This window comes from Vibrio vulnificus NBRC 15645 = ATCC 27562, from assembly GCF_002224265.1.
In the GTDB taxonomy this organism is placed as follows: domain Bacteria; phylum Pseudomonadota; class Gammaproteobacteria; order Enterobacterales; family Vibrionaceae; genus Vibrio; species Vibrio vulnificus.
The window spans coordinates 239,924-261,209 of sequence record NZ_CP012882.1; the positions used below are offsets into that span (position 1 = coordinate 239,924).

Genomic DNA, 21,286 nt, shown 5'->3' on the forward strand with positions numbered 1-21,286 from the left:
ATTTTGCACGGCGTTTTTTATTTTTAGTGACCTCAACCAAACACTCAGAGGCGAGAGCCGTTTCTCCCGACGCACAATAACTCGCGCAATAACTGGCAAAAGCGCCTGACATAAACCTGCAATAGAAATGAAGTAATCTCATCACACCATGCTTGCTCCTCTCTCTGCGACAGTCGAGCCAGCCAACACCAACCCAAGAGATGTGATATGTCTTCACCCCTATATGTATTTGACCTTGATGAAACCTTAATTCAAGGCGATTGTGCGATGATCTGGAATGCGTTTCTAGTGGATAAAGGCATTGCCACCTCTGCGGATTTTATCGCCGAAGACCGACGCCTTATGGCGTTGTATGCACAGGGAAAAATGGACATGGAAGATTACCTGCGCTTCTCCATCGCTCCCCTTGCAAACCTGACCACCAGTGAGGTTGAGCAGTTGGTCAAAGAGTGCGTTGAAACGCGCATTGTGGATAAGCTTTTCCCGCAAGCGAACACGCTCATCAACCATTTGGCTAATGAGGGAATAGATATGCTGATCATCTCTGCCAGTGTCAGTTTTTTAGTGGCAGAAGTGGGGCGATGTATCGGGATCCGACAAACTTTGGGCATCAATATGCGCGAAGTCCATGGCCACTATAGCGCAGAAATTGAGGGCGTGCCGAGCTACCGCCAGGGTAAAGTCACTCGGTTACAACAGTGGCAAGAAACTCAGCCAAAGCACTACAGCGAGATTCACTTCTATACTGATTCCATCAACGATTTACCCTTGTGCGAGTATGCCGATTTCGCCTATTTGGTGAATCCCTGTCCGCAACTTAAGCAACATGCCCATCGCCCAAACTGGACGGTACTACATTGGGGTTAGTTTGTTCGTCCTCCTTTTTACTCACGAGTGTGATAGCTTGGTTGTGGTCACTGACTATCGCGCTATTTTTCAAGCGAAAATGACAAACAATATATAAAATCCCCTTCAATTACGCTCAATTCCGATCATCTTTTACAGAATGACTTCCATCACACTTAATTACGTGTGGTACAAAAGTATAGTGAGTGAATTATTTTTGCTATTTCGGTAAAACTCTACATCCATTAATTTTAGCTCATCAGTTAAATACTTTATGAGAAAATAAATGATCACCAAACTCACCAACGTCAATTTAATTAAAGGCAACCTTCAAGCAAATAATAAAAATGAAGTCTTTGCTGAGCTAGCACAAATGCTATTTGAAAATAATCGAATCAGCAGCAAAGAGGCGTTTTTAACCGACATTGAAGCACGCGAAGCATTAAGCATAACGTCAATGGACGGCATCGCTTACCCACACGCAAAAAGCAAAGCGGTTATCGAGCCTGCCATCGCTGTTGGCGTAAAGCGCGAAGGCATCGAGTATGGCGACGAAGAGGGCGTCAAACCGACCGTATTCTTCATGATTGCCTCACCCGATAACGGTGCCGACCACCATATTTATGTTCTTCAAGAATTATTCGGAAAATTTAGCGAAGAGTTTATTGAAGATATTCATAACGCAAAAGACGAACTTCAAATCCTTAATATTTTAATTCAATCATAAGGCGTGAAATTATGAGTACCCTAACCGCTCAAGCTACTAATAATAGTAGCGATTTCAAAAAAATTCTCAGTACCATGAAAGGTCACCTTTTATTTGGCACTTCTCACATGCTGCCATTTATCGTTGCGGGTGGTGTACTACTGGCGCTGGCGGTAATGGCATCAGGTAAAGGTGCGGTTCCTGCGGACGGTTTATTGGCGGATATTTCTAATATCGGTATTAAAGGTCTGGTGCTGTTCCCAATTATTTTGGGTGGCTTCATCGGTTATTCCATTGCAGACAAACCAGCACTCGCTCCAGCAATGATCTCTTCTGGCATCATGGCTGACATGGGCGGTGGTTTCCTTGGTTGTATCGTAGCGGGCTTCATCGCAGGTGGTGTGGTATTCCAACTTAAGAAGATCCCTCTTTCTGCTAACATGACTGCGTTGGGCGCTTACTTTATCTACCCTCTTATCGGCACGCTTATCTCTGCAGGTATCGTTCTATGGGGTATCGGTGAGCCAATCAAGATCTTCATGGCATCTATGAACGAGTTCCTAGCTTCTATGGCGGGCGCTTCTAAAGTGGTTCTAGGTACGATTCTTGGTGGTATGACGGCATTCGATATGGGCGGCCCTATCAACAAAGTCGCAACGCTATTCGCTCAAACTCAAGTGGACACTCAACCATGGTTAATGGGTGGTGTGGGCATCGCAATCTGTACGCCTCCTCTAGGTATGGCGCTAGCCACATTCCTATTCAAGAAGAAGTTCACTAAGCAAGAGCAAGAAGCAGGTAAAGCGGCAGCAATCATGGGCTCTATCGGTATCTCTGAAGGTGCTATCCCATTCGCAGCAAACGACCCAATGCGCGTTCTTCCTTCAATCGTTGCTGGTGGTATCGTTGGTTGTGTGTTCGGCTTCCTAACAGACGTACTACTGCACGCACCATGGGGCGGTTTAATCACAGCGCCTGTATCAAGCAACATCCCAATGTACGTTGTTGGTATCGCACTAGGTTCGCTAACAACCGCTCTTATCGTTGGCTTCTGGAAACCAGTTGCTGAAGAAGAAGCAGAAGACGAAATCGCAGAAGCAGCATCAACGCAAGCTCAAGCGGCTCCAGCAGCAGGCGAAGGCGAGTACGACATCGTCGCAGTCACCTGTTGCCCATCTGGCGTAGCACACACATTCATGGCAGCGAAAGCACTAGAGAAAGCCGGTGCAGCAGCGGGAATCAAGATCAAAGTAGAAACTCAAGGTCAAAACGGTATCCAGAACCGCATCACTGACCTAGATGTAGCAAACGCGAAGCTGGTTATTCTAGCTCACGATATCCAAGTAAAAGACGCTCACCGCTTTGCAAAAGCAAACGTTGTTGAGTGTTCAACGAAAGAAGCGATGCGTAACGCAACGACTCTTGTGAAAGCTTAAACCTTAAGCTCCTCCCCCTAAGAGCCCTTTCCCCCAAAGGGCTCTATTTCAAGTTTTTAAGTTTTAGTAATACCTCTGTTTTCAACAACTACATAAACCTACAACTTACAAGGCTTTAAAAATGAAATTCAAACCTTCCCTACTCGCTTGCGCAGTTCTCAGTGGTCTAGTCGGTCTGACTGGCTGTAACGACGACACAACCAACATTTATGAAGGCGGTGATACCAACCCTGCGCTGCCGGATATTCCTGACGGCGGCAAGCCAGTATGTCCTCCAGTTGGCGATGGCGATTGTGATGACAAGCCAAACCCAGAAACACCTGAAATCGACATGGGCGTTCACATCCCGGTAGATTTCGCCGATATGGACGTAACACGCTACGTCAACCCATTCATCGGCACAGGTAACCTAGGCAACACCTACCCTGGTGCAACCACACCACACGGCATGGTGCAACTTTCTCCAAACAACGGTTCTAACGGCTGGGAATACATTTCAGGCTACTACTACCACGACGCACGTACTTCCGGTTTCTCTCATACCCACCTTTCCGGAGCAGGTGCTGGCGACTTGAACGACATTCTCGTCATGCCAATCAACTCGCGTTCGGATTACATGATTGATGAAGGTTCGGCAACGCTAAACCTAGAAGCGTCTCGCTTCCAACATCGTGACGAGCAAGCGACGGCAGGCTACTACAAAGTCGATCTATTGGATTACGACATCAAAGCAGAATTGACGGCGTCTGATCGCGTTGGTGTCCATCGTTACACCTTCCCTCGTGATGAGAAGTCAGAAATCATCGTGAACACTGGCTTCAAAATTAACTGGGACTACACCTCAGATTCTTACTTGAAATGGGACAAAGACAATAACCGTCTAGAAGGTCACCGTTTCTCTGACGGCTGGGCACCAAGCCAAAAAGAATTCTTCGTGATGGAATTCGACCAACCAATCAAAAACGTTCGCTTTGCTTACTATGATAAAGAGCAAGGTCGTTACATGGACGTGCCAGAAGGCATTACAGAAATCGGTAACGAAACACGTGGCAAGTATCAATACGCACGCGCTTACATTGAGTTCGACACATCCAAAGACGGCTTAACGGTTGAAGCGAAATTAGCGCTATCAAACGTTGAGATCGGCGAGAACGGCAAGTCTGGTGCTTCTCTTAACATGACTGAAGTTGCGGGCATGAACTTCGACCAAGTACGTGAAGCGGCAACGAAGAAATGGGAAGACGAACTCGGCAAGATCCAAGTCTCTGGCGACGAAGATTACAAACAGACCTTCTACACCGCGATGTACCACTCGTACCTAGGTCAGACCATTCACTCTGACTTAGATGGTCGCTACCGCCAAGTTCACCAAGGTCGTAACGCTTACCCAGATGGCAACACGCCTTGGGGCGATAAAATTGATACGCTGAAAGAGTCGATCCGCACTGCCGATGCTAACAAAGATGGCAAAGCAGACTTCACGCGCTACGACACTTTCTCTTTGTGGGATACCTACCGCGCAGTTCAACCGCTGTCTTCGATTCTTGAGCCTGACCGCCTAGCCGACGTGGTGCTGTCTATGCTGTCTTACGCCGAAGAAGAATGGGTGGATGACAAAGGCAACGTGCGCAAAGGTCGTCTGCCTGAGTGGACATTCAAAGGCAACGAAACCGGCATGATGATGGGCATGCACTCAACGCCTGTGATTCACGATGTGTTGTCGAAAGGCTCACTAGAAAAACGCATGATCGATCTTGGCTTTACAGAAGCAGAGCGCAAAGACGTTAAAGAACGTTTAGTTGAAGCGATGATCACAGACGCGCGCGCCGCAACGAGCCAAGGCGTAGCATGGATCAAAGAGTACGAAGAACAAGGTTACGTGCCAGCGCAATTGCACGATACTCCACCAGATTCTTACGGCGGCCACTCACCATTTAAAGACTCTTGGACAGCATCTTACTCGCTTGAATACTCAATGAACGACTGGGCAATCGCGCAATCGATCAAAGAAGTATTTGGTGAAGAAGATCCACGCTACACCGAGTTCGCTAACCGTTCTAAAAACTGGCAAGCGCAATTCGACTTCGGTGGTAAGCAATACCAAGGTTGGTTCAAAGCACGTGACTACGATGGCGAATTTATCGATGCAGGTTGGGTAGACCCAATCACTGGTCGTGCGGTGGGTAAAGACTGGCGTCCAGACATGTTCAACTGGGCATTCTCTGAATCAAACGGCTGGCAATACTCGTTCAGTGTTCAGCACGACATTCATGGCTTGATTGACCTGATGACACGCTTCGACAAGACACAAAACCCTGAAGCAGAACGCGGTGACTTGTTCGCAGCTCGCTTGGATGAATACTGGTCAACCTACCCAGATCGCAACGCAGGCGACAACCAATTCCCAGTGTTCAACACAGGTAACGTTGGTCAGCACGTTCAAGGTAACGAACCAGATATCCACGTACCGTACTTGTACAACTATGTGGGTCAACCTTGGAAAGGTCAGGCAGCCATCGCCGCAGCAACCAACATTTGCTACAAGAATACCGCTGACGGCATTTGTGGTAACGACGACTTCGGTACGCTCTCTGCGTGGTTCGTGTTCCGTGCACTTGGCTTCTACCCAGTGAACGCTTCTTCTGGCATCTACGAAATCGGTACTCCGCTGTTTGAAAGCGCGTCTATCGATGTCGGCAACAACCAGAAGTTCACCGTTACCGCGAAAAACGTTAGCCGCGAAAACATCTTCATTCAATCGGCTCGCTACAACGGCAAAGACTTCAACCGCACTTACCTGACTCATGACGAAATCATGTACGGCGGTGAGTTGGAGTTCGTGATGGGCGACAAACCAAATCAACGTTGGGGCTCTCTAGAGCAAGATCTTCCACCAGCACAAGGTCTTGCATGAAGACGAGATGCCAGCAGGTTCTCGTTAATCCTAATAGTGACAACTCAGCCGGGAGAGCGCATCTCCCGGCTATCCCTACAAGAAAATTTTATAAGCAGTTCTTTATAAACAGTCTCTTATAAACACTTTTTATATACGAATAACGACAAAACGGTATGCACATGTTTAAACGTAATCTTATCTCTTTGGCTATCCTGGTTGGTCTGACGGGTGGCTTGGCTGGCTGTAACAGCGACAACGATTCTTCCTCTTCACTGCCGGGCGATCCAATTGTTGATCTTGCGGTATTGAAATACGTCGATCCTATGATCGGCACAGCAGCTTCTGGTCATACATTCCCGGGCGCGACGGTACCGGCAGGTATGGTTCAACTGTCTCCAGATACTTTCATCGGCTCTAACATAGACCATGAATCAGGACTTAACCCTTGGCACTCGGCATCTGGCCACTGGGATTCATCCAACTACGAAACTGGCGAAGTAGTTAACACTGACGTTCCGCTGTACGGCTTCTCCCATACTCACCTTTCAGGTACAGGCGCAACGGACTTAGGCGACATCTTGGTTCTACCATACGCAGACATGGCGAACACACAACTGAACTCGTTCGACAAAGCCAATGAAGAAGCAAGCGCAGGCTACTACAAAACCAAGCTAAAACAAGGTCAAATCGAAGTAGAGCTGAGCGCAACCAAACGCGTTGGTTTGCACAAATACACCTTTGCTGATGGCGCAGACCGCAACGTGAAGTTCGATTTAGGTCATACCCTAATGAACAACAACGGCAAATCTTTGAAGAACAAAGTAGAAGTGGTGGACGAATACACCATTCGCGGTCGTAAAACATCAACAGGCTGGTTCCAAGGGCAAGATCACCAAGGTCAAGACATCTTTTTCTACGCGAAATTCAACCAACCAATCGCGAAAGCACTGTTGGGCGAACAAGACCTAGAACCAACACGCGAAATGCGTAATGGTGCGGTTTACTCCGGCGATGATCTGACTGCTTACCTCAACTTCGGCACTGGCGAAGAGCCAATTGAAATCCGCGTGGGTATCTCTCCAGTTAACTGGCAAGGAGCACAGAAAAACTTAGAAGCAGAAGCACCAAGTTTCGACCTGGCTCAAGTGAAAGAAGACGCGGAATACGCGTGGGCTGAGAAGCTAGCAAAAATCAAAGTAGAAGGCGGCACAGACGCAGAGAAAACCAACTTCTACACTGGCATGTACCACATGATGATCGCCCCAATCGAGTTTTACGATGTGGATGGTCAATACGTGGATATGCTTGGCACAGTGCGCACACTGAAAGATGGCGACACACCAAACTACTCGATTTACTCAACGTGGGATACGTTCCGCGCGGTTCACCCAATGTGGACCATCATCGACCCAGACCAAGCAACGCTATACGTGAAAGACTTGATTCGTAAATCTAACGACGAGTTTGGTCTATTGCCGAAATGGGAAGGTCACGGCTCAGAGACTGGCACCATGATCGGCTACCCGTCGGCAGCGATTCTGGGCGATGCGGTAACCAAAGGCTTGATTGATGCAGAACAAGCTTACACGGCGTCAGTGAAATCAGCGCGTTACACACCGCATGAATACCCACAGATTCATGACGACATCCTAAGCTCACTCATGGCAGGTCAGTTGAACTACCACGAGAAAGAACAGTGTGTTCGCTACCCGAACTGGAACTCAGTGTCGTACTCGTTGGAATTCTCATTCTACGATTGGACGATCGCAGAAATGGCAAAAGCCGCTGGCGATATGGACGCGTATGAAGAGTTCAAAGCTCGTTCTTACAACTCTTTGAAACACTGGGATGCAGAAGCAGGTAACGCAGACGGCACGGGCTTCTTCGTACCAACAGAACTGAAAGAAGGCGATCCATGTGCACTGAAATACGCTTCAACTGACTTCGACCCTTACAAGTCTGACGCGTTCTACTACACAGAAGGTAACGCGTGGCAGTGGCAATGGGCGTTCATGCAAGACTTGGACAAGCTGACTGAAATCATGGGCGGCACGCAAGGTCTGAACGACAAGCTGAACAACCTATTTACTGCCGATCCAAATGGCGGCGAAGCGCACCAAGACATGACTGGCTACATCGGTCAGTACATTCACGGTAACGAGCCTTCGCACCACGTTATCTACTTGTACAACCGTACTGAAGAATCTTACAAGGCGCAGGAATACCTAGACCAAGTTTATGACCAGTTCTACAAACCAACGCCAGACGGCATCATCGGTAACGAAGACGTAGGTCAAATGTCGGCGTGGTACTTGATGTCAGCACTGGGCTTCTACCAAATCTCGCCAACCGATCCAACCTACAGCATCGGTCGTCCAATCTTCGACAAAGCGACGGTAGACATTGGCTCTGGCACCTTCACGGTAACGGCTGAGAACAACGGTCCAGACAACATGTACATCAAAGAAGTGACCATCAACGGTAAGCCTCTGGATGTGTACAACACCTTCCAGCACAGCGAATTCAAAGCAGGCGGCGAACTGCACTTCGTGATGACAGCTGACAAGTCTGAAGCAATGCAAGCCAACCTAGGCGAATAATGATTTTGAGGGGACCTGGTGTCCCCTTTTCTCGTGGAACAAAAACAATGAAACTAAAAAGAACCCTACTCTCTACCGCAGTGTTAACCGCCATGCTTGGTCTTGCTGGTTGTGGCAGCGACTCTGATCCAGAAACTCCAGTTATCTCTACCCCTACTTTGGAATTCGTTGATACCTTGATCGGCACTAAAGGTCTTGGCAACGTCAACCCATCTCCAGTCATGCCAGAAGGTATGATTCAACCGTCACCAGATAACTTCGATCCAAACGGTTGGAATGGCAAAGGCTCACCTGTTGAATACGATCCAGTACACAGCCTGCTTTCTGGCTTCTCAATGACCCATATCTCTGGCGCAGGTAAAGGCGACCTAAACGACTTCGCCTTCTTGCCATACACAGGCTTCAATACCGATGCCGTAACCATGGATAAAAGCTCAGAAGTGGCAGAGGTTGGTTACTACTCGGTTGACCTTGTAGAAACCGGCGTAAAAGCTGAACTGTCGGCAACCGACCGCGTGGCGTTCCAACGTTACACTTTCAAACCGGGTGAAGATCGTAAAGTGCGTATCGACCTGCAACACGAACTGTTGGAGCAATACGGCAACCATTCTCGCAGCATCTACTACAAACGCGTTAACGACACTACAGTCGTAGGCGCGCGTACCTCAAACGAATGGGGTCAATGGCAAACCGTGTTCTTCGCAGCAGAATTCTCTGATCCAATCATCGAAGAAAACCTGTACACCAAGCTGGCTTCTGAAAGCAAACTGACTCCAACCGACGCTACCGAAGTCGGCTTGGAAGATTACCGTGGTTACGCAGAACACAAACCAATGCCGGGCGAACCAGAACCTGATCCAGAACGTTTGGCAAAACGCGCAAACGATGTCCTGACGCATTTGAACTTTGGTAAGAGCGACGAGCCATTGGTGGTCAAAGTAGCAATTTCTGGCACTGGCGTTGACGGCGCACTGAAAAACCTAGAAGCAGACACCAACGGTTGGGATTTCGACACCGTCGTACAACAAAACCGCGTGGCTTGGGAAAACATCCTTGGCGAGTTTGAACTGGAAGGTGGCAACAAAGCCGACAAGACCATGTTCTACACCTCGCTCTACCGTACGTTTGTTGCTCCATTCCTATACCAAGATGTGGATGGCAAATACCGTGGCATGGATGGCAAAGTGCACCAAGCAGAAGATGGCTTGGTGAACTACTCAGTGTACTCAATGTGGGATACTTTCCGCGCCGCACACCCACTGAAAACCATCATCGATAAAGACCGCGCGATTGAACACGCACGCGATCTATTGAACAAATACCAAACGGGCGGTGTGCTGCCAAAATGGGAACTGCACTCGGATTACACCGGTGAAATGGTCGGTCATCCTGCGGTCTCGGTTATTGCCGATATCATGGTCAAACACCCAGAAGCCTTTACCGCAGCCGAGTTTGATTTGGCGTTGAAAGCCGCTGACGAAACAGTCAACTTCAACCTTGATAAAACAGAGAGCTGGGTGCCTTACCAAGATGCTTGGAACGGTGACAAACGCTTCACGATCATGACGCGTCACAACGACTACCAAGAAGACGTCGGCTTTATTCCAGCTAACACCAAATGGGCGCCGGACTCTGGCGACAAACCGGGTTACGTGGAAGGCTTGAAAGTCGATAAGTACGACGAGCTCGTGAACGAGTCAGTGTCTTACGGTCTTGAGAACGCATACTACGACTGGTGTATCGCTCAGATCGCTAAACTTGCGGGCAACGACCAGCAGTACGACCGCTACATGGCACGTTCTGAATCGTTCAAGAACTACTTCGATTACAACCCAGAGCAATACGGTAAACTGCAAGACACCAAAGGCAACGCATTGGGTGCGACGGGTTTTATGCGTCCGGCTTACATGAACAGTGGCAGCAAGGTTTGGGCAAACAACCTGAAAGCCGAATGTTTGGACGAGAACATGGCGCTGTCTATCCCAGACGGTATGGACTACAACGCGTGTAAAGACCGCAAAGCACTCAACGAAAGCGACGTGTTCTGGCCTTACCGTGCTGAGCACCGTGGTGAAGACTTTACCGAAGGCAACACATGGCAATGGACATGGTTTGCACCGCACAACTTGAACGGTCTGGCTAACGTGATGGGTGGCGAGCACATCGACCGTACTGACTTCTCTCTTCCTGAAGACGTAACCGAACAAGGCAAAGCGGCATTCCTCGCTAACTTGAATGCGCTGTTTAATGCAGACTCCAACGCCGATACGAGCCAATCACACGATATGTCGGGCTACATCGGTCAGTTCGTGATGGGTAACGAGCCTGATCACCACGTACCTTACCTATACAACTGGACGGCAGAGCCTTGGAAGACACAAGAAATCGTCGACCAAGCGATGAACGAGTTCTACCACCCAACGCATGAAGGTCTGATTGGTAACGAAGACGTCGGTCAGATGTCGGCTTGGTATGTGATGTCTGCGTTGGGCTTCTATCAAGTCATTCCGGGCGAAGCAAGCTACACCATCGGTCGTCCTCTGTTCGACAAAGCCGTGATTCCAGTCGCGGACGGTAAATTCACCATCACCTCAGAAAATAACAGCCAAGAGAGCATCTACGTGAAGTCGGTGACCATCAACGGCAAACAATTGAGTGATAACTTCAGCTTCGCACACAGCGATTTGAAAGACGGTGGTGAACTGCATTTCGTTATGACTTCAGACAAATCTGAAGCGATGAAAGCACCTCAATAAACGTCTATCACTCTTCCTCCTTCAAAGGTCAGTTAGTAAGAACTGACCTTTGATTTTCAGCGAAAAATTTCAGCTTTAGGTTCACCTAATAACTTCGGTATCGTTGGCTACTTTTTCATCTGCATCAATGCTGCGGCATTTAAAATCGCGTCTTTGGTGGTGACGTCGATGACCTTGATGTGCTTGAAACGCTCGGGTTCTTTGATGGCGACGTCGTGGGCGAAGATCACAAACTTAGCCCTTTGAACATCTTTGGCCGTAATTCGATTAATGATGCCGTTGGCACCTTGCGTTTCCACTTTGATTTTCACCCCGAGTAGGCATGCCGCCTTTTCCAGCGATTTCGCCGCCAAGAAAGTATGCGCCACACCAGAAGGACACGAAGTGACAGCAAGAATATCGGCTTGACCTTCCCCCACTACCGAAGAGTACGCCAGTGTATCGCCTTGCGAGTTCTCGTCTTCATTGACGGTTTTCTTTAGAGCAATCGCAATCAGCGCCGTGGTCATGGCACCGGCAAGCGTGCCAACAATATAGCCCACTTTTCCATCGACAACAGGAAGTACAATCCAGCCGCCCCAAGGCGCGTGATTGAGTACTTGGAAGAGAAAACCAATCACATTGCCGACAATACCGCCAGCAACAATCGCCGGCAGCACACGTGCGGGATCCGCCGCGGCAAATGGAATAGCCCCTTCACTGATACCAATCATGCCCATAATGCCGGCCGCTTTACCCGCTTCACGCTCATCACGCTTGAATTTGCTTGGTGACAACAGCGTGGCCAGCGCCATCCCCAATGGTGGGGTACAAATTGCAATGCCGACTCCGCCCATCAACCAAGGTTGGGTGTTCACTTGCGTTTGGGCAAACAGCGTGGCGACTTTGTTGATAGGCCCGCCCATATCAAACGCGGTCATCGCCCCGAGCACCGCGCCTAAAGCAACTTTGCCAGAATCGGCCATCGAGGCCAGAAATTGATTAAGCCACAACATGCTGCTGGCGATAGGAGAACCAATCACCCACATGATCGCCCCACAGGTAATAAACGTTCCGAGCAGAGGATAGATAAAAATAGAACCGAGCGAGCTCATGCTGTCGGGAAGCTCGATCTTTTTCAGTTGACGCACCACAAAGCCCGCCCAAAAACCCACAATGATCGCGCCTAAAAAGCCCGTATGGTATTGATTGACCGCAATCCAAGTGCCAATCATCCCCGGCGCTAAACCCGGTTTGTCTGCCATGGAATAGGCAATGTAGCCGCCGAGCACCACGGTAAACAAAGTCAGGCCAGCAATGCCCATTTGCGCTATGTCCGCCAATACTCCCTGCTCTGGCACCGCGCCATGGCCAGAGATCATCACAGAAAGCGACAATAGCACCCCGCCCGCGACAATAAACGGCATCATATGAGAGGTGCCAAACAGCAAATGCTCCTTAATACGCGCGACGCGTTGTGCCATTGGGCTAAGCGGCTGATGAACAAACTCACCCATGCCACGCTCTTGCAGGGTATCGACGCCGTTGTGGCCCACAAACAACGCTCGCGCCTGATCGATATCTTCCGCGGCTTTGAGCTTCTCGACAAAACCCTCTTCAATCAATTTACTGGAGATTTGTGCCAACACTTCAATGTGGTGATGATCCTCGCCATCGGGGGAGGCGAGCATAAAAAACACATCGGAAAGCTGACCATCTTCCGCTCCGTAATCAATCCCTTGGCGGCTGATCCCCACCACCACAGCAGGTAAGGCAACGGCGTGACTTTTGGCGTGGGGAATGGCAATCCCCTCTTCAAAACCGGTATTGCCAATCTCTTCTCTTAGCCAAATATCCCTTAAAAATTGCTGTTTATCGGTCAATTTTCCTGCTTTATCCAGCATCTCCACCAATTCGATCAGCACGTCTTCTTTGCTGTTGGCTTTCAGATCTAAGCAGATGACTTCGGGTTCGATCAGGTTGGTCATATCCACGATGGCTTTACCTTGCGTTGTCCATACTATCCATACTCACTCATTGAGGCGTGTATTGGTTCGCGCACGCGCGCGTAGGCTAGAGTAACCAGCCAAGCGGTTTCAAAACATAGGACGAAAGATGCAATAACTGGATTTTTGTAACATCAAAAGCGAACTGTGAACTGGGTCTGCTGTGAAAAAGCCGCATTTGCCTTACGCTGTGCTAATATCCTGCCAAACGTTACCACGAGATAGTCCGATGAAAGTTGTTGCGGTCACCGCTTGCCCAACGGGCATTGCCCACACCTACATGGCGGCCGATGCATTAACCAAAGCCGCACCAAAGTACAATGTGCAGATCAAAGTCGAAACCCAAGGTGCGATGGGAATCGAAAACCAACTGACGCCTTATGATGTGGCCCATGCAGATAAGGTATTGATTGTCTCGGATATCGAAATCGAACAACCTGGACGTTTTGAAGGCATGAACGTGGTGAAACTCGCCATCGAAGATGTGCTGCTCAACGTCGACAAAGTGTTTCTTGTCCACTGTCGCTGAACGCCAGCATGATGCATGAATATCAAGTCACCTTCTTGGTGAACGATGTTAACGCCAGTGCCCATGTGGCCCAACCATTGTCTCGTGTTGCGCGAAAGTTCAAAAGCACCCTACATATCATCAACATCACGCAAAATCGCAGCGCAGAGTTGGCAAAGTCACTCTCGGTACTGCAAGTAGGGTTGCAAGAAGGGGATTTTTGCCAAATCACCGCCATTGGCATTGATGCCGAACTCGCCTGCTTTGTGATTAAAGACATGCTGTCGGATCACTTCACCGTGGTCGGTTCAAAGATCAACTATGAGTTCTCCAGCCATCTGGCCGAGCGTCTACCGCAAATTTGCCCACCAGCCGAGGTCAAATGGCACTATGCCAAAGCACACACCGAACTCACCAAATTCGAGTGTTTGAAAGGGTTAGCGCAACTGATCTACCCCGTTTCGCCCGATGAACTGATTTTGGCGTTTATCAAGCGAGAAGAGCGCTCTTCCACCTGCGTTGCCCCCGGCATCGCGATTCCTCATGTAATGTTTGAAGGCATTGAACACATTGCTGTGGCGGTGATCAAAAACGATGAATCGATGGATTGGGCTTCCAAAATGGGCGACGTGCATTTAGCCATTGCCTTGGTGATGCCAAGCAAGCCTAATCGAGAACAGATCATCGCCGCGACCAATTTAACGCGCAATTTACTGTGTGATCAAATGGTTGAGCGCCTACTGCTGACTCACAGTGGCGTTGATCTGCAAGCGCTGCTGATGTACGCCATGTCGCGCCTACTAAATTGAGGCGCGATAATCGCTTGGTGTGCGCCCCGTGCGATTTTTAAACACGCGGCAGAAGTAGTTCACATCCTTAAACCCGCAGCGCAGCGCCACTTCATTGAGCTTAAAGTTATACTTTTTGAGCATAAACTTGGCGCGATCCACCCTTACCCAAGTGATGTAGTCAGCCAACGTCATATGCCCTTGCTGGCGAAACAGTCGCGATAAATGATTGGCGGAGATGCTAAAACGCGATGCAATGCTTTCACGGGTAATTGGCCGATGGAAGTTCTCTTGGATATAAATGCAGATCCCTTGATAGAGATCTTGCACACGGTTATGCGACTGCTCAACCGGTGCATTGAGCATGGTTTTGGCGTATTGCAGCAAGGCTTGCAGCAGCAACTCGTCCATCGGCTTTTTGTGATTTTCACGCGCCAATGAGCTCAGAGCTTCTAAGATGTTATCGATGGCAAAACCTGAACGGGTTTGGATACTGTGCTTTTGGATATCGTAAAAGTTGGCTTCGCCTTTACGTTTGCTCACCAAACTGAGCCCCAACTGGCGGCGACCAAACAACATGCTCAGCACCGAACAATCGGTATCCCAATTCGGCTTATTCCAGCAGTTAGAAGGAATAAAAATCGCATCACCCGCTTTGGCGACAATTTTGCTTACTTTGCGATCGTGGCTTTCCATTTCATTAATGTATTCCCCATCCAAGACTAACTCCAAACGGGGAAAGTTAACCTGATAGCTAAATTCAGGTGGCGTATGAAAATCACCAGCGAACCAAATATGATGAAAGGATTCACGTTCATTTAGTACCGATGAAATCAAATCATCAAACATCATCTCTAGGCTCTCATCGCATTGCTCAATTCGTTTCGGCGTAAGGTATACAACGATTCTTACCAGCGCTCCTTGAACAAAATCACACTCTCGCCAAAATGATACAAAAATCCAGTATCAGCACCAATTCTCTAGTGCTCATCCTGTTATTTAAAAACAATAAACACACTTTAACCTAATGAAATAACTACAATTTAACATCAATAATGGCCATTTATTCGTCCAAAATGTTTACAGAATCTCATAGCGATCCAAATCACATTCAACTCATACCGATACAATTATCCAGTAAATGTTCTATTTCTTCACTACTCGCTCGATCCGCAAAATTAAACAATATCTCTGACAAATACCCAGGCCACTTGGCGAAGTTGCGTGAAGCCGGCGCGGGATAAAAAAGACAAAACACAGAGGTTTCTATGATCAACCAACTGATTAATGCCAATTTAATTCAGCTTGATCTGCAAGCAAATAACAAACAAGCCGTTTTTGAAGAGCTGATTGATATCCTACATTCGCAAGGACGTATTTCAGATAAAGCGGCCTTCCTACAAGACATCCAAGCGCGTGAAGAGTTAGGCAACACCGGATTTGAAGACGGCGTCGCGATCCCTCATGCGAAAAGTGCCGCCGTTACCCAACCTGCCGTCGCCATTGGCGTGAGCAAACAGGGCATTGAGTACGGCGCAGAAGACGGTTTGCCTTCCAAACTCTTTTTCATGATCGCGTCACCCGATGGAGGCGATAACCACCATATTGAAGTGTTGGCTGAACTCTCTTCCAAGCTGATCGAAGAAGGTTTCATCGACACATTCCTCAATGCCGAAAACGCCGAGCAAGCACTGCAGTTATTGCTGAAAAAGGCCGAACCTGCGCCAGACACTACCCCATCAGAGAGCAAAGGGTTGATCATTGGTGTGACGGGTTGTCCTGCAGGCATCGCCCACACTTACCTCGCGGCGGAAGCACTGGAAAAAGGCGCGGCGGCGTTGGGCTACGAAATCAAAGTGGAAACCAACGGCTCGATTGGGGTGAAAAACAGCCCAACCGAAGAAGAAATTGCACGTGCAGAGGCGATCGTTGTGGCGTGCGATAAGCAGGTCGACATGGCGCGCTTTGCTGGTAAACGTGTTGTCAAAACCAACGTCAAAGCACCCATTCGCGACGCTCAGAAGCTGATTAATGAAGCGTTAAACGCGCCAAGCTACCAAGCCGAAAGCGCCAGCACGCAGTCGGTGGCGAACAAAGCGTCCCAAGCGCGCTCTGATCTCTATCGTTTCTTGATGAACGGCGTGTCTCACATGATCCCATTCGTGGTCACAGGGGGTCTTCTGATTGCCTTAGCCCTTGCGGTCGGCGGCGAGCCAACCGAAGCGGGCATGGCGATTCCTCCCGGCAGTATGTGGAACCAAATTCTTGAAGTGGGCGTGGTTGCTTTCACACTGATGATCCCGATTTTGGCGGGTTACATTGCCTACGCGATCGCAGACCGACCAGCACTGGCTCCGGGTTTAATTGGTGGTTGGATTGCTAACAACGGCTCTTTCTACGGCGCAGAAGCGGGAACAGGCTTTATTGGTGCCATCATCGCGGGCTTGCTTGTTGGCTACTTCGTTAAGTGGATCACCTCAATCAACTACCACAAGTTTATTCAACCACTGGTTCCGATCATGATTGCGCCTATCACCGCATCGCTGTTCATTGCTGGTCTGTTCATCTTCGTCATCGGCGCCCCTATTGCCAGCTTAATGGATGGTCTCACCGCACTGCTCACCAGCATGAGTACAGGTAACGTGATTCTGCTGGGCATTGTGCTGGGTGGGATGGCCGGCTTTGACATGGGTGGCCCGTTCAACAAAGTGGCGTTCTTGTTCTCTGTCGGCATGATTGCCAGCGGCCAAACCCAGTTCATGGGCGCGATGGCGTGTGCCATTCCGGTTGCACCACTTGGCATGGCGCTCGCCACTGCGATGGGTCGCAAGTTCGATTTATTTGAATCGTCAGAAATTGAAGCAGGTAAAGCGGCGGGCGCAATGGGCTTAGTCGGTATCTCGGAAGGGGCGATTCCATTTGCGGCGCAAGATCCGATGTCGGTTATTCCTGCCAACGTATTGGGTTCTATGGTTGCTGCAGTGATGGCGTTCTCTTTCGGCATCACTAACAGCGTGGCGCACGGTGGCCCTGTGGTGGCACTGCTTGGCGCGATGAACTACCCACTACTTGCGCTGGTTTGTATGGCCTCAGGTGCGGGTGTCACTGCGATCACGTGCGTGACGCTCAAGAAAATCCGCGCACAAAAACTGGCGGCCGCAACCGCTTAACTCCCCTCTTTTCACCGTATGGCTTGGGCGCACGCTCAAGCCATCTTTCCGATGGTGACTTTTCTGAAGGTCACTTTTCTAAAGATAACTTTTCTGAAGGCAAGAAAGATGTCTGAGATTCTAGCTTCGCAAGCAACCCTGCCGCAGGCGGTGTTTTTCCCTATGACCAACCCGATACAAAACTATGCGTGGGGCAGCAAAACCGCCATGCAGCAATTGTTTGCCATCGAAAATCCAACCAATGAACCCCAAGCAGAGCTGTGGATGGGAGCGCATCCCAATGGTTGTTCATGCGTCACGATGGCAGGTCAGCAAGTTAAATTGTCTGACTTTATTGCGCAAAATCCAGCGCTGATTTTAGGTGAGCAGACCGCCGCACAGTTTGGGGAGCTGCCTTATCTATTTAAAATTCTCGCCGCTGAAAACGCGCTGTCGATTCAGGTGCACCCCAACAAGCAGCAAGCTGAATTGGGCTTTGCCCGTGAAGAGCAGCAAGGTATTGCGTTGACCGCCGCCAACCGCAATTACAAAGATCCAAACCACAAGCCAGAGCTGGTTTACGCGCTTACCGAATACCACGCGATGAACGGCTTTCGCGCTATCGATGAAATTCTCAATGTCTTCACCGAGCTGGCGATTGACGAGTTGAGCTCCCTCGTGGATGCGTTCTCAACTAACCCAACCGAACCAGGGTTGAGTGACTTTTTCTCTGGCTTACTCTCATTGCAAGGCGAAGCGAAAACCAACGCCGTAGAGGCCTTGATCCACCAAGCAAAACAGGTTGATTTGCCGCTCTTTGCCTTGATTGTTGAACTGGAAAAACAGTACCCCAACGACATCGGCTTGTTCGCGCCATTGATGCTCAATGTAATTACCTTACAGCCGGGGGAAGCGATGTTCTTGCACGCCGAGACACCGCACGCCTATTTGCATGGCACGGGCTTAGAAATCATGGCCAACTCCGACAATGTGTTGCGCGCGGGTTTAACACCAAAATACATGGATATTGATGAATTGGTGGCGTGCACTCAGTTCAAACACAAGCCGTTGGAACAACTGCGCCTTGAGCCAAATCTGCGTGACGGCAGTCTGCACTACCCGATTCCTGTCGCCGACTTTAAATTTGCGATTTTACCGCCCGCAGAGACGCTGACGGTCAACGTTTCCAGCGCGGAAATCTTGCTGCCTCTGGATGGCGATCTCGAACTCAACCACGCTAATGGCGAACGTTGTTTGCTCAAAAAGGGCGAATCGGTGTTCATTCCCGCTTACAGTGAACACTACACCATCACCAGCCAAGGCCGAGTGGCAAGAGCGTTGAGTTAAGCACCTTCGAGGGGCATTATGCCCCTATTCTTGATGTGACAGCACTTCAAATGATTAGAACTTTTTAAGCCTGACAATAACTAAATAACTGTTGCTAATTATGCTTCACTTTTGTCGTACGTGACCACCGCTGGGAAACGGCGAAACGTTATCCATAAAGTATCATGTCCGCTTTAAGAGTTACCACATTGCACTGCATTGATGCTTCCGTTTTACCGCTTAATGCAACGCATGCCAAATCCTCTCTGAGACGATCAACACTCGCGAGGGCAAGTTTGAACAACTGAAAATCCTTGGAAAGCTGGGTAATTTAATATCCAGCAAAGCTTATAATCTTGACGCGGAGAACTGTCGGTTACTGAAGCGGGGTAAGTCGCGAGGAAATGGAACCCATAGCGGTAGCGGTCGTCCTAGCCGTGGAACCGAGCCTTTAATTAATATCAACACTATGCAACTGAATCCACGCAATGATAGGATCAGGCTGGGATGCAGGCCAACAGGTAAGTCTGCTCAGTTAAACAACCTTTCACAGGCGATGTCCAGCTTCGCTTCAGAAGGTTCTGTAGGTGCTTTGGTTGGCTTTGACTTTGAGCAGGCCAGTGCTCAGCAGTCTAACTTTGGCGCAATATCAAACCGCCTGTAATAACCACTGACACTCTGGGCAGAGCCTGGGTGCTGCCTAATGTAAGCTAAAGAGAAAAATGAAACGAAGAGTTCTGTGTTTTTGTGCCACGCTCTGTGTAGCGATAGGCTTTCCTGCCGTGAGCCAGGATTTTCTGCCGGTTCAACAGGCTTGTGATAAACGCTATACCAATGACTTGGAAGAGCTGAAAACGACCGAGCCATCGAACTATTATTATTATCATTATATAGCGAGTGGTGGCTGTCCCGGCATTGAGTTAAAAGAGGGGCGTTTTGAGCGTATTAATTACCACTTTGCAAAGCTTGGTAATTTTGATGCTCAGTGGGAGCTGAATAAGGATTATGCGACTCTGGTTGAAAAAGCGGTCGCTGGCTCTATTTCCGCCAGAGCAAAAATCGTTCTGTCCAATACCGTGCCGCAAACAACACAATATAGCCGTGATAAAGGCCTTGAAAAATTGCAACTCTCTGATGAGATAAAGCAGCGCTATACCCCGCAGATATTGGAACTTGCAGATAGAGGAGATATCAGGGTACTTCAAATCGCTATGGCGTATTATTTGCGGAAGCCTATCTCGTTATCTGGTGACGATGATGACGCTTTGATGGCAGCAGAGAGGCTTAAAAAAGCGCGCCGGCTGATGGAGTTGTACGGTAATGATTACTTATGGCTGAACATTTTATACAACAATTGGCTGTTGGAAGCTAAAAATATTAGTTGGTGCGCTGAGAATATCAAAGGTAGGCAGTACTCTTCAGAGTTTGAAAAAGGGCTCTATAGTTTTAGCAGACCACTTTTTTGTAGCAGCGTGTTTAATAAAGAGCTATTTAATGGAATAGAGCTAATGAGTAACGTCAGCCGTCTGCGTTTCTTTAAAGAGCAGGTGGCCTCACTGGAGTTCGATTTTTCCGGTAGTCATCAGGCCAGATTAGATCAACTAAAAAAGTGGGACCGTACGCTTAACAAGCTGGCACTGTTAGCTCATTTTGATGTGCCATTAGTCAGAGAAACTATCGCTTTTTCTCTGATGTCACTACCTTACGAGCCTAACCGTGATCTTGCCGGGTTCTACTGGCTGGATACGGAACATTCCCCTTCTCCTCTGATGCGCTTAGTAAGCAGCATGTATGGCAAAAACGGTTATGACGTTGAGCTGAATGTTGATGAACAAATTATCCCCGAGATTTTGGCGAGCGAAAAATACTTTGGACTGGCATACGCTTACCTAGACAGAAATGATGAATACTACCAGTTTACTTTAAACAGAGTATTGCCAAAGGGCGATTGGGGTTCACTCTACACTTTTTACCTTATGTATAAGTATGAGGATAACACACGTGCCTGGGCGATGATTAAAACATTAGAGCAATATGACGAATATATCGCAAAGCAGGTGGAAGAGGACTTTTTTTTAGGTGGGCTTAGCGAACCCGATAAGAAAGCGGTTGAAAATGCGATGGAAGAAATACGGCCATATCTCCCAGAGAAGAGTAAGGAGCACTTTTCAAAGGTATCCTGGCAGGGAGATATAAAAACCTATCTGTTAAAGCAACTGTCGTTGCTTATTGAGCAAGAGGAAAAGAAGTCGAGGCTGAAGGGCTGATTATTTACCCGTCATTTCCCAGC

Annotated in this window: 12 protein-coding genes and 1 pseudogene; 11 read left to right on the forward strand and 2 right to left on the reverse strand. The window is 48.8% G+C overall.

Features of this window, described 5'->3' with window-relative positions; all coding sequences use genetic code 11:
• The first annotated feature begins 207 nt into the window (after positions 1-207).
• The 6 genes and pseudogenes from AOT11_RS16865 (at position 208) to AOT11_RS16890 (ending at position 11,240) form a co-directional block, all read left to right on the forward strand.
• Complete coding sequence (locus tag AOT11_RS16865) at positions 208-867, forward strand: HAD family hydrolase (RefSeq protein ID WP_026050581.1); 660 nt, start codon at positions 208-210, stop codon at positions 865-867.
• 265 nt (positions 868-1,132) lie between these two features.
• Complete coding sequence (locus AOT11_RS16870) at positions 1,133-1,573, forward strand: PTS sugar transporter subunit IIA (RefSeq protein WP_017421823.1); 441 nt, start codon at positions 1,133-1,135, stop codon at positions 1,571-1,573.
• An 11-nt stretch (positions 1,574-1,584) separates the two neighbouring features.
• A complete protein-coding gene (locus tag AOT11_RS16875) occupies positions 1,585-2,988 on the forward strand; it encodes a PTS fructose transporter subunit IIBC (protein ID WP_017421822.1) in 1,404 nt (467 codons plus the stop codon).
• Positions 2,989-3,109: 121 nt separating this feature from the next.
• Positions 3,110-5,930, forward strand: a pseudogene (locus AOT11_RS16880) (GH92 family glycosyl hydrolase).
• A 133-nt stretch (positions 5,931-6,063) separates the two neighbouring features.
• Entirely contained in the window at positions 6,064-8,484 is a 2,421-nt protein-coding gene (locus tag AOT11_RS16885; RefSeq protein ID WP_017421820.1) for a GH92 family glycosyl hydrolase, read from the forward strand.
• A 47-nt stretch (positions 8,485-8,531) separates the two neighbouring features.
• Complete coding sequence (locus tag AOT11_RS16890) at positions 8,532-11,240, forward strand: GH92 family glycosyl hydrolase (protein ID WP_017421819.1); 2,709 nt, start codon at positions 8,532-8,534, stop codon at positions 11,238-11,240.
• A 107-nt stretch (positions 11,241-11,347) separates the two neighbouring features.
• Here AOT11_RS16890 and AOT11_RS16895 read toward each other — a convergent pair whose 3' ends face one another.
• Positions 11,348-13,213: a PTS fructose transporter subunit IIBC gene (locus AOT11_RS16895; protein ID WP_017421818.1), complete on the reverse strand. Its 1,866-nt coding sequence runs from the start codon at positions 13,211-13,213 to the stop codon at positions 11,348-11,350.
• 241 nt (positions 13,214-13,454) lie between these two features.
• Between AOT11_RS16895 and AOT11_RS16900 the strand changes: the two genes are divergently transcribed.
• Positions 13,455-13,754 carry a PTS fructose transporter subunit IIB gene (locus AOT11_RS16900; RefSeq protein WP_026050582.1) on the forward strand — a complete coding sequence of 100 codons (300 nt, stop codon included), beginning with the start codon at positions 13,455-13,457 and terminating at the stop codon, positions 13,752-13,754.
• A gap of 8 nt (positions 13,755-13,762) precedes the next feature.
• Positions 13,763-14,542, forward strand: coding sequence for a PTS sugar transporter subunit IIA (locus AOT11_RS16905; RefSeq protein WP_017421816.1), 780 nt, complete (start codon positions 13,763-13,765; stop codon positions 14,540-14,542).
• On the opposite strand, the gene AOT11_RS16910 is transcribed toward AOT11_RS16905, so the two are convergent.
• On the reverse strand, positions 14,534-15,373 hold the full coding sequence (locus AOT11_RS16910; protein ID WP_017421815.1) for a helix-turn-helix transcriptional regulator: 840 nt from the start codon (positions 15,371-15,373) through the stop codon (positions 14,534-14,536). The two genes, AOT11_RS16905 and AOT11_RS16910, sit on opposite strands and share 9 nt — an antisense overlap.
• Before the next feature lie 416 nt (positions 15,374-15,789).
• Here AOT11_RS16910 and AOT11_RS16915 point away from each other — a divergent pair, with 416 nt between their 5' ends.
• The 3 genes from AOT11_RS16915 (at position 15,790) to AOT11_RS16925 (ending at position 21,263) form a co-directional block, all read left to right on the forward strand.
• On the forward strand, positions 15,790-17,691 hold the full coding sequence (locus AOT11_RS16915) for a PTS fructose transporter subunit IIABC (protein WP_017421814.1): 1,902 nt from the start codon (positions 15,790-15,792) through the stop codon (positions 17,689-17,691).
• Between the two features lie 108 nt (positions 17,692-17,799).
• On the forward strand, positions 17,800-19,017 hold the full coding sequence (manA, locus tag AOT11_RS16920; protein ID WP_026050583.1) for a mannose-6-phosphate isomerase, class I: 1,218 nt from the start codon (positions 17,800-17,802) through the stop codon (positions 19,015-19,017).
• Between the two features lie 701 nt (positions 19,018-19,718).
• Positions 19,719-21,263 (forward strand): hypothetical protein, encoded by a 1,545-nt coding sequence (locus AOT11_RS16925; RefSeq protein WP_017421811.1) that lies wholly within the window; start codon positions 19,719-19,721, stop codon positions 21,261-21,263.
• Positions 21,264-21,286 lie beyond the last annotated feature (23 nt).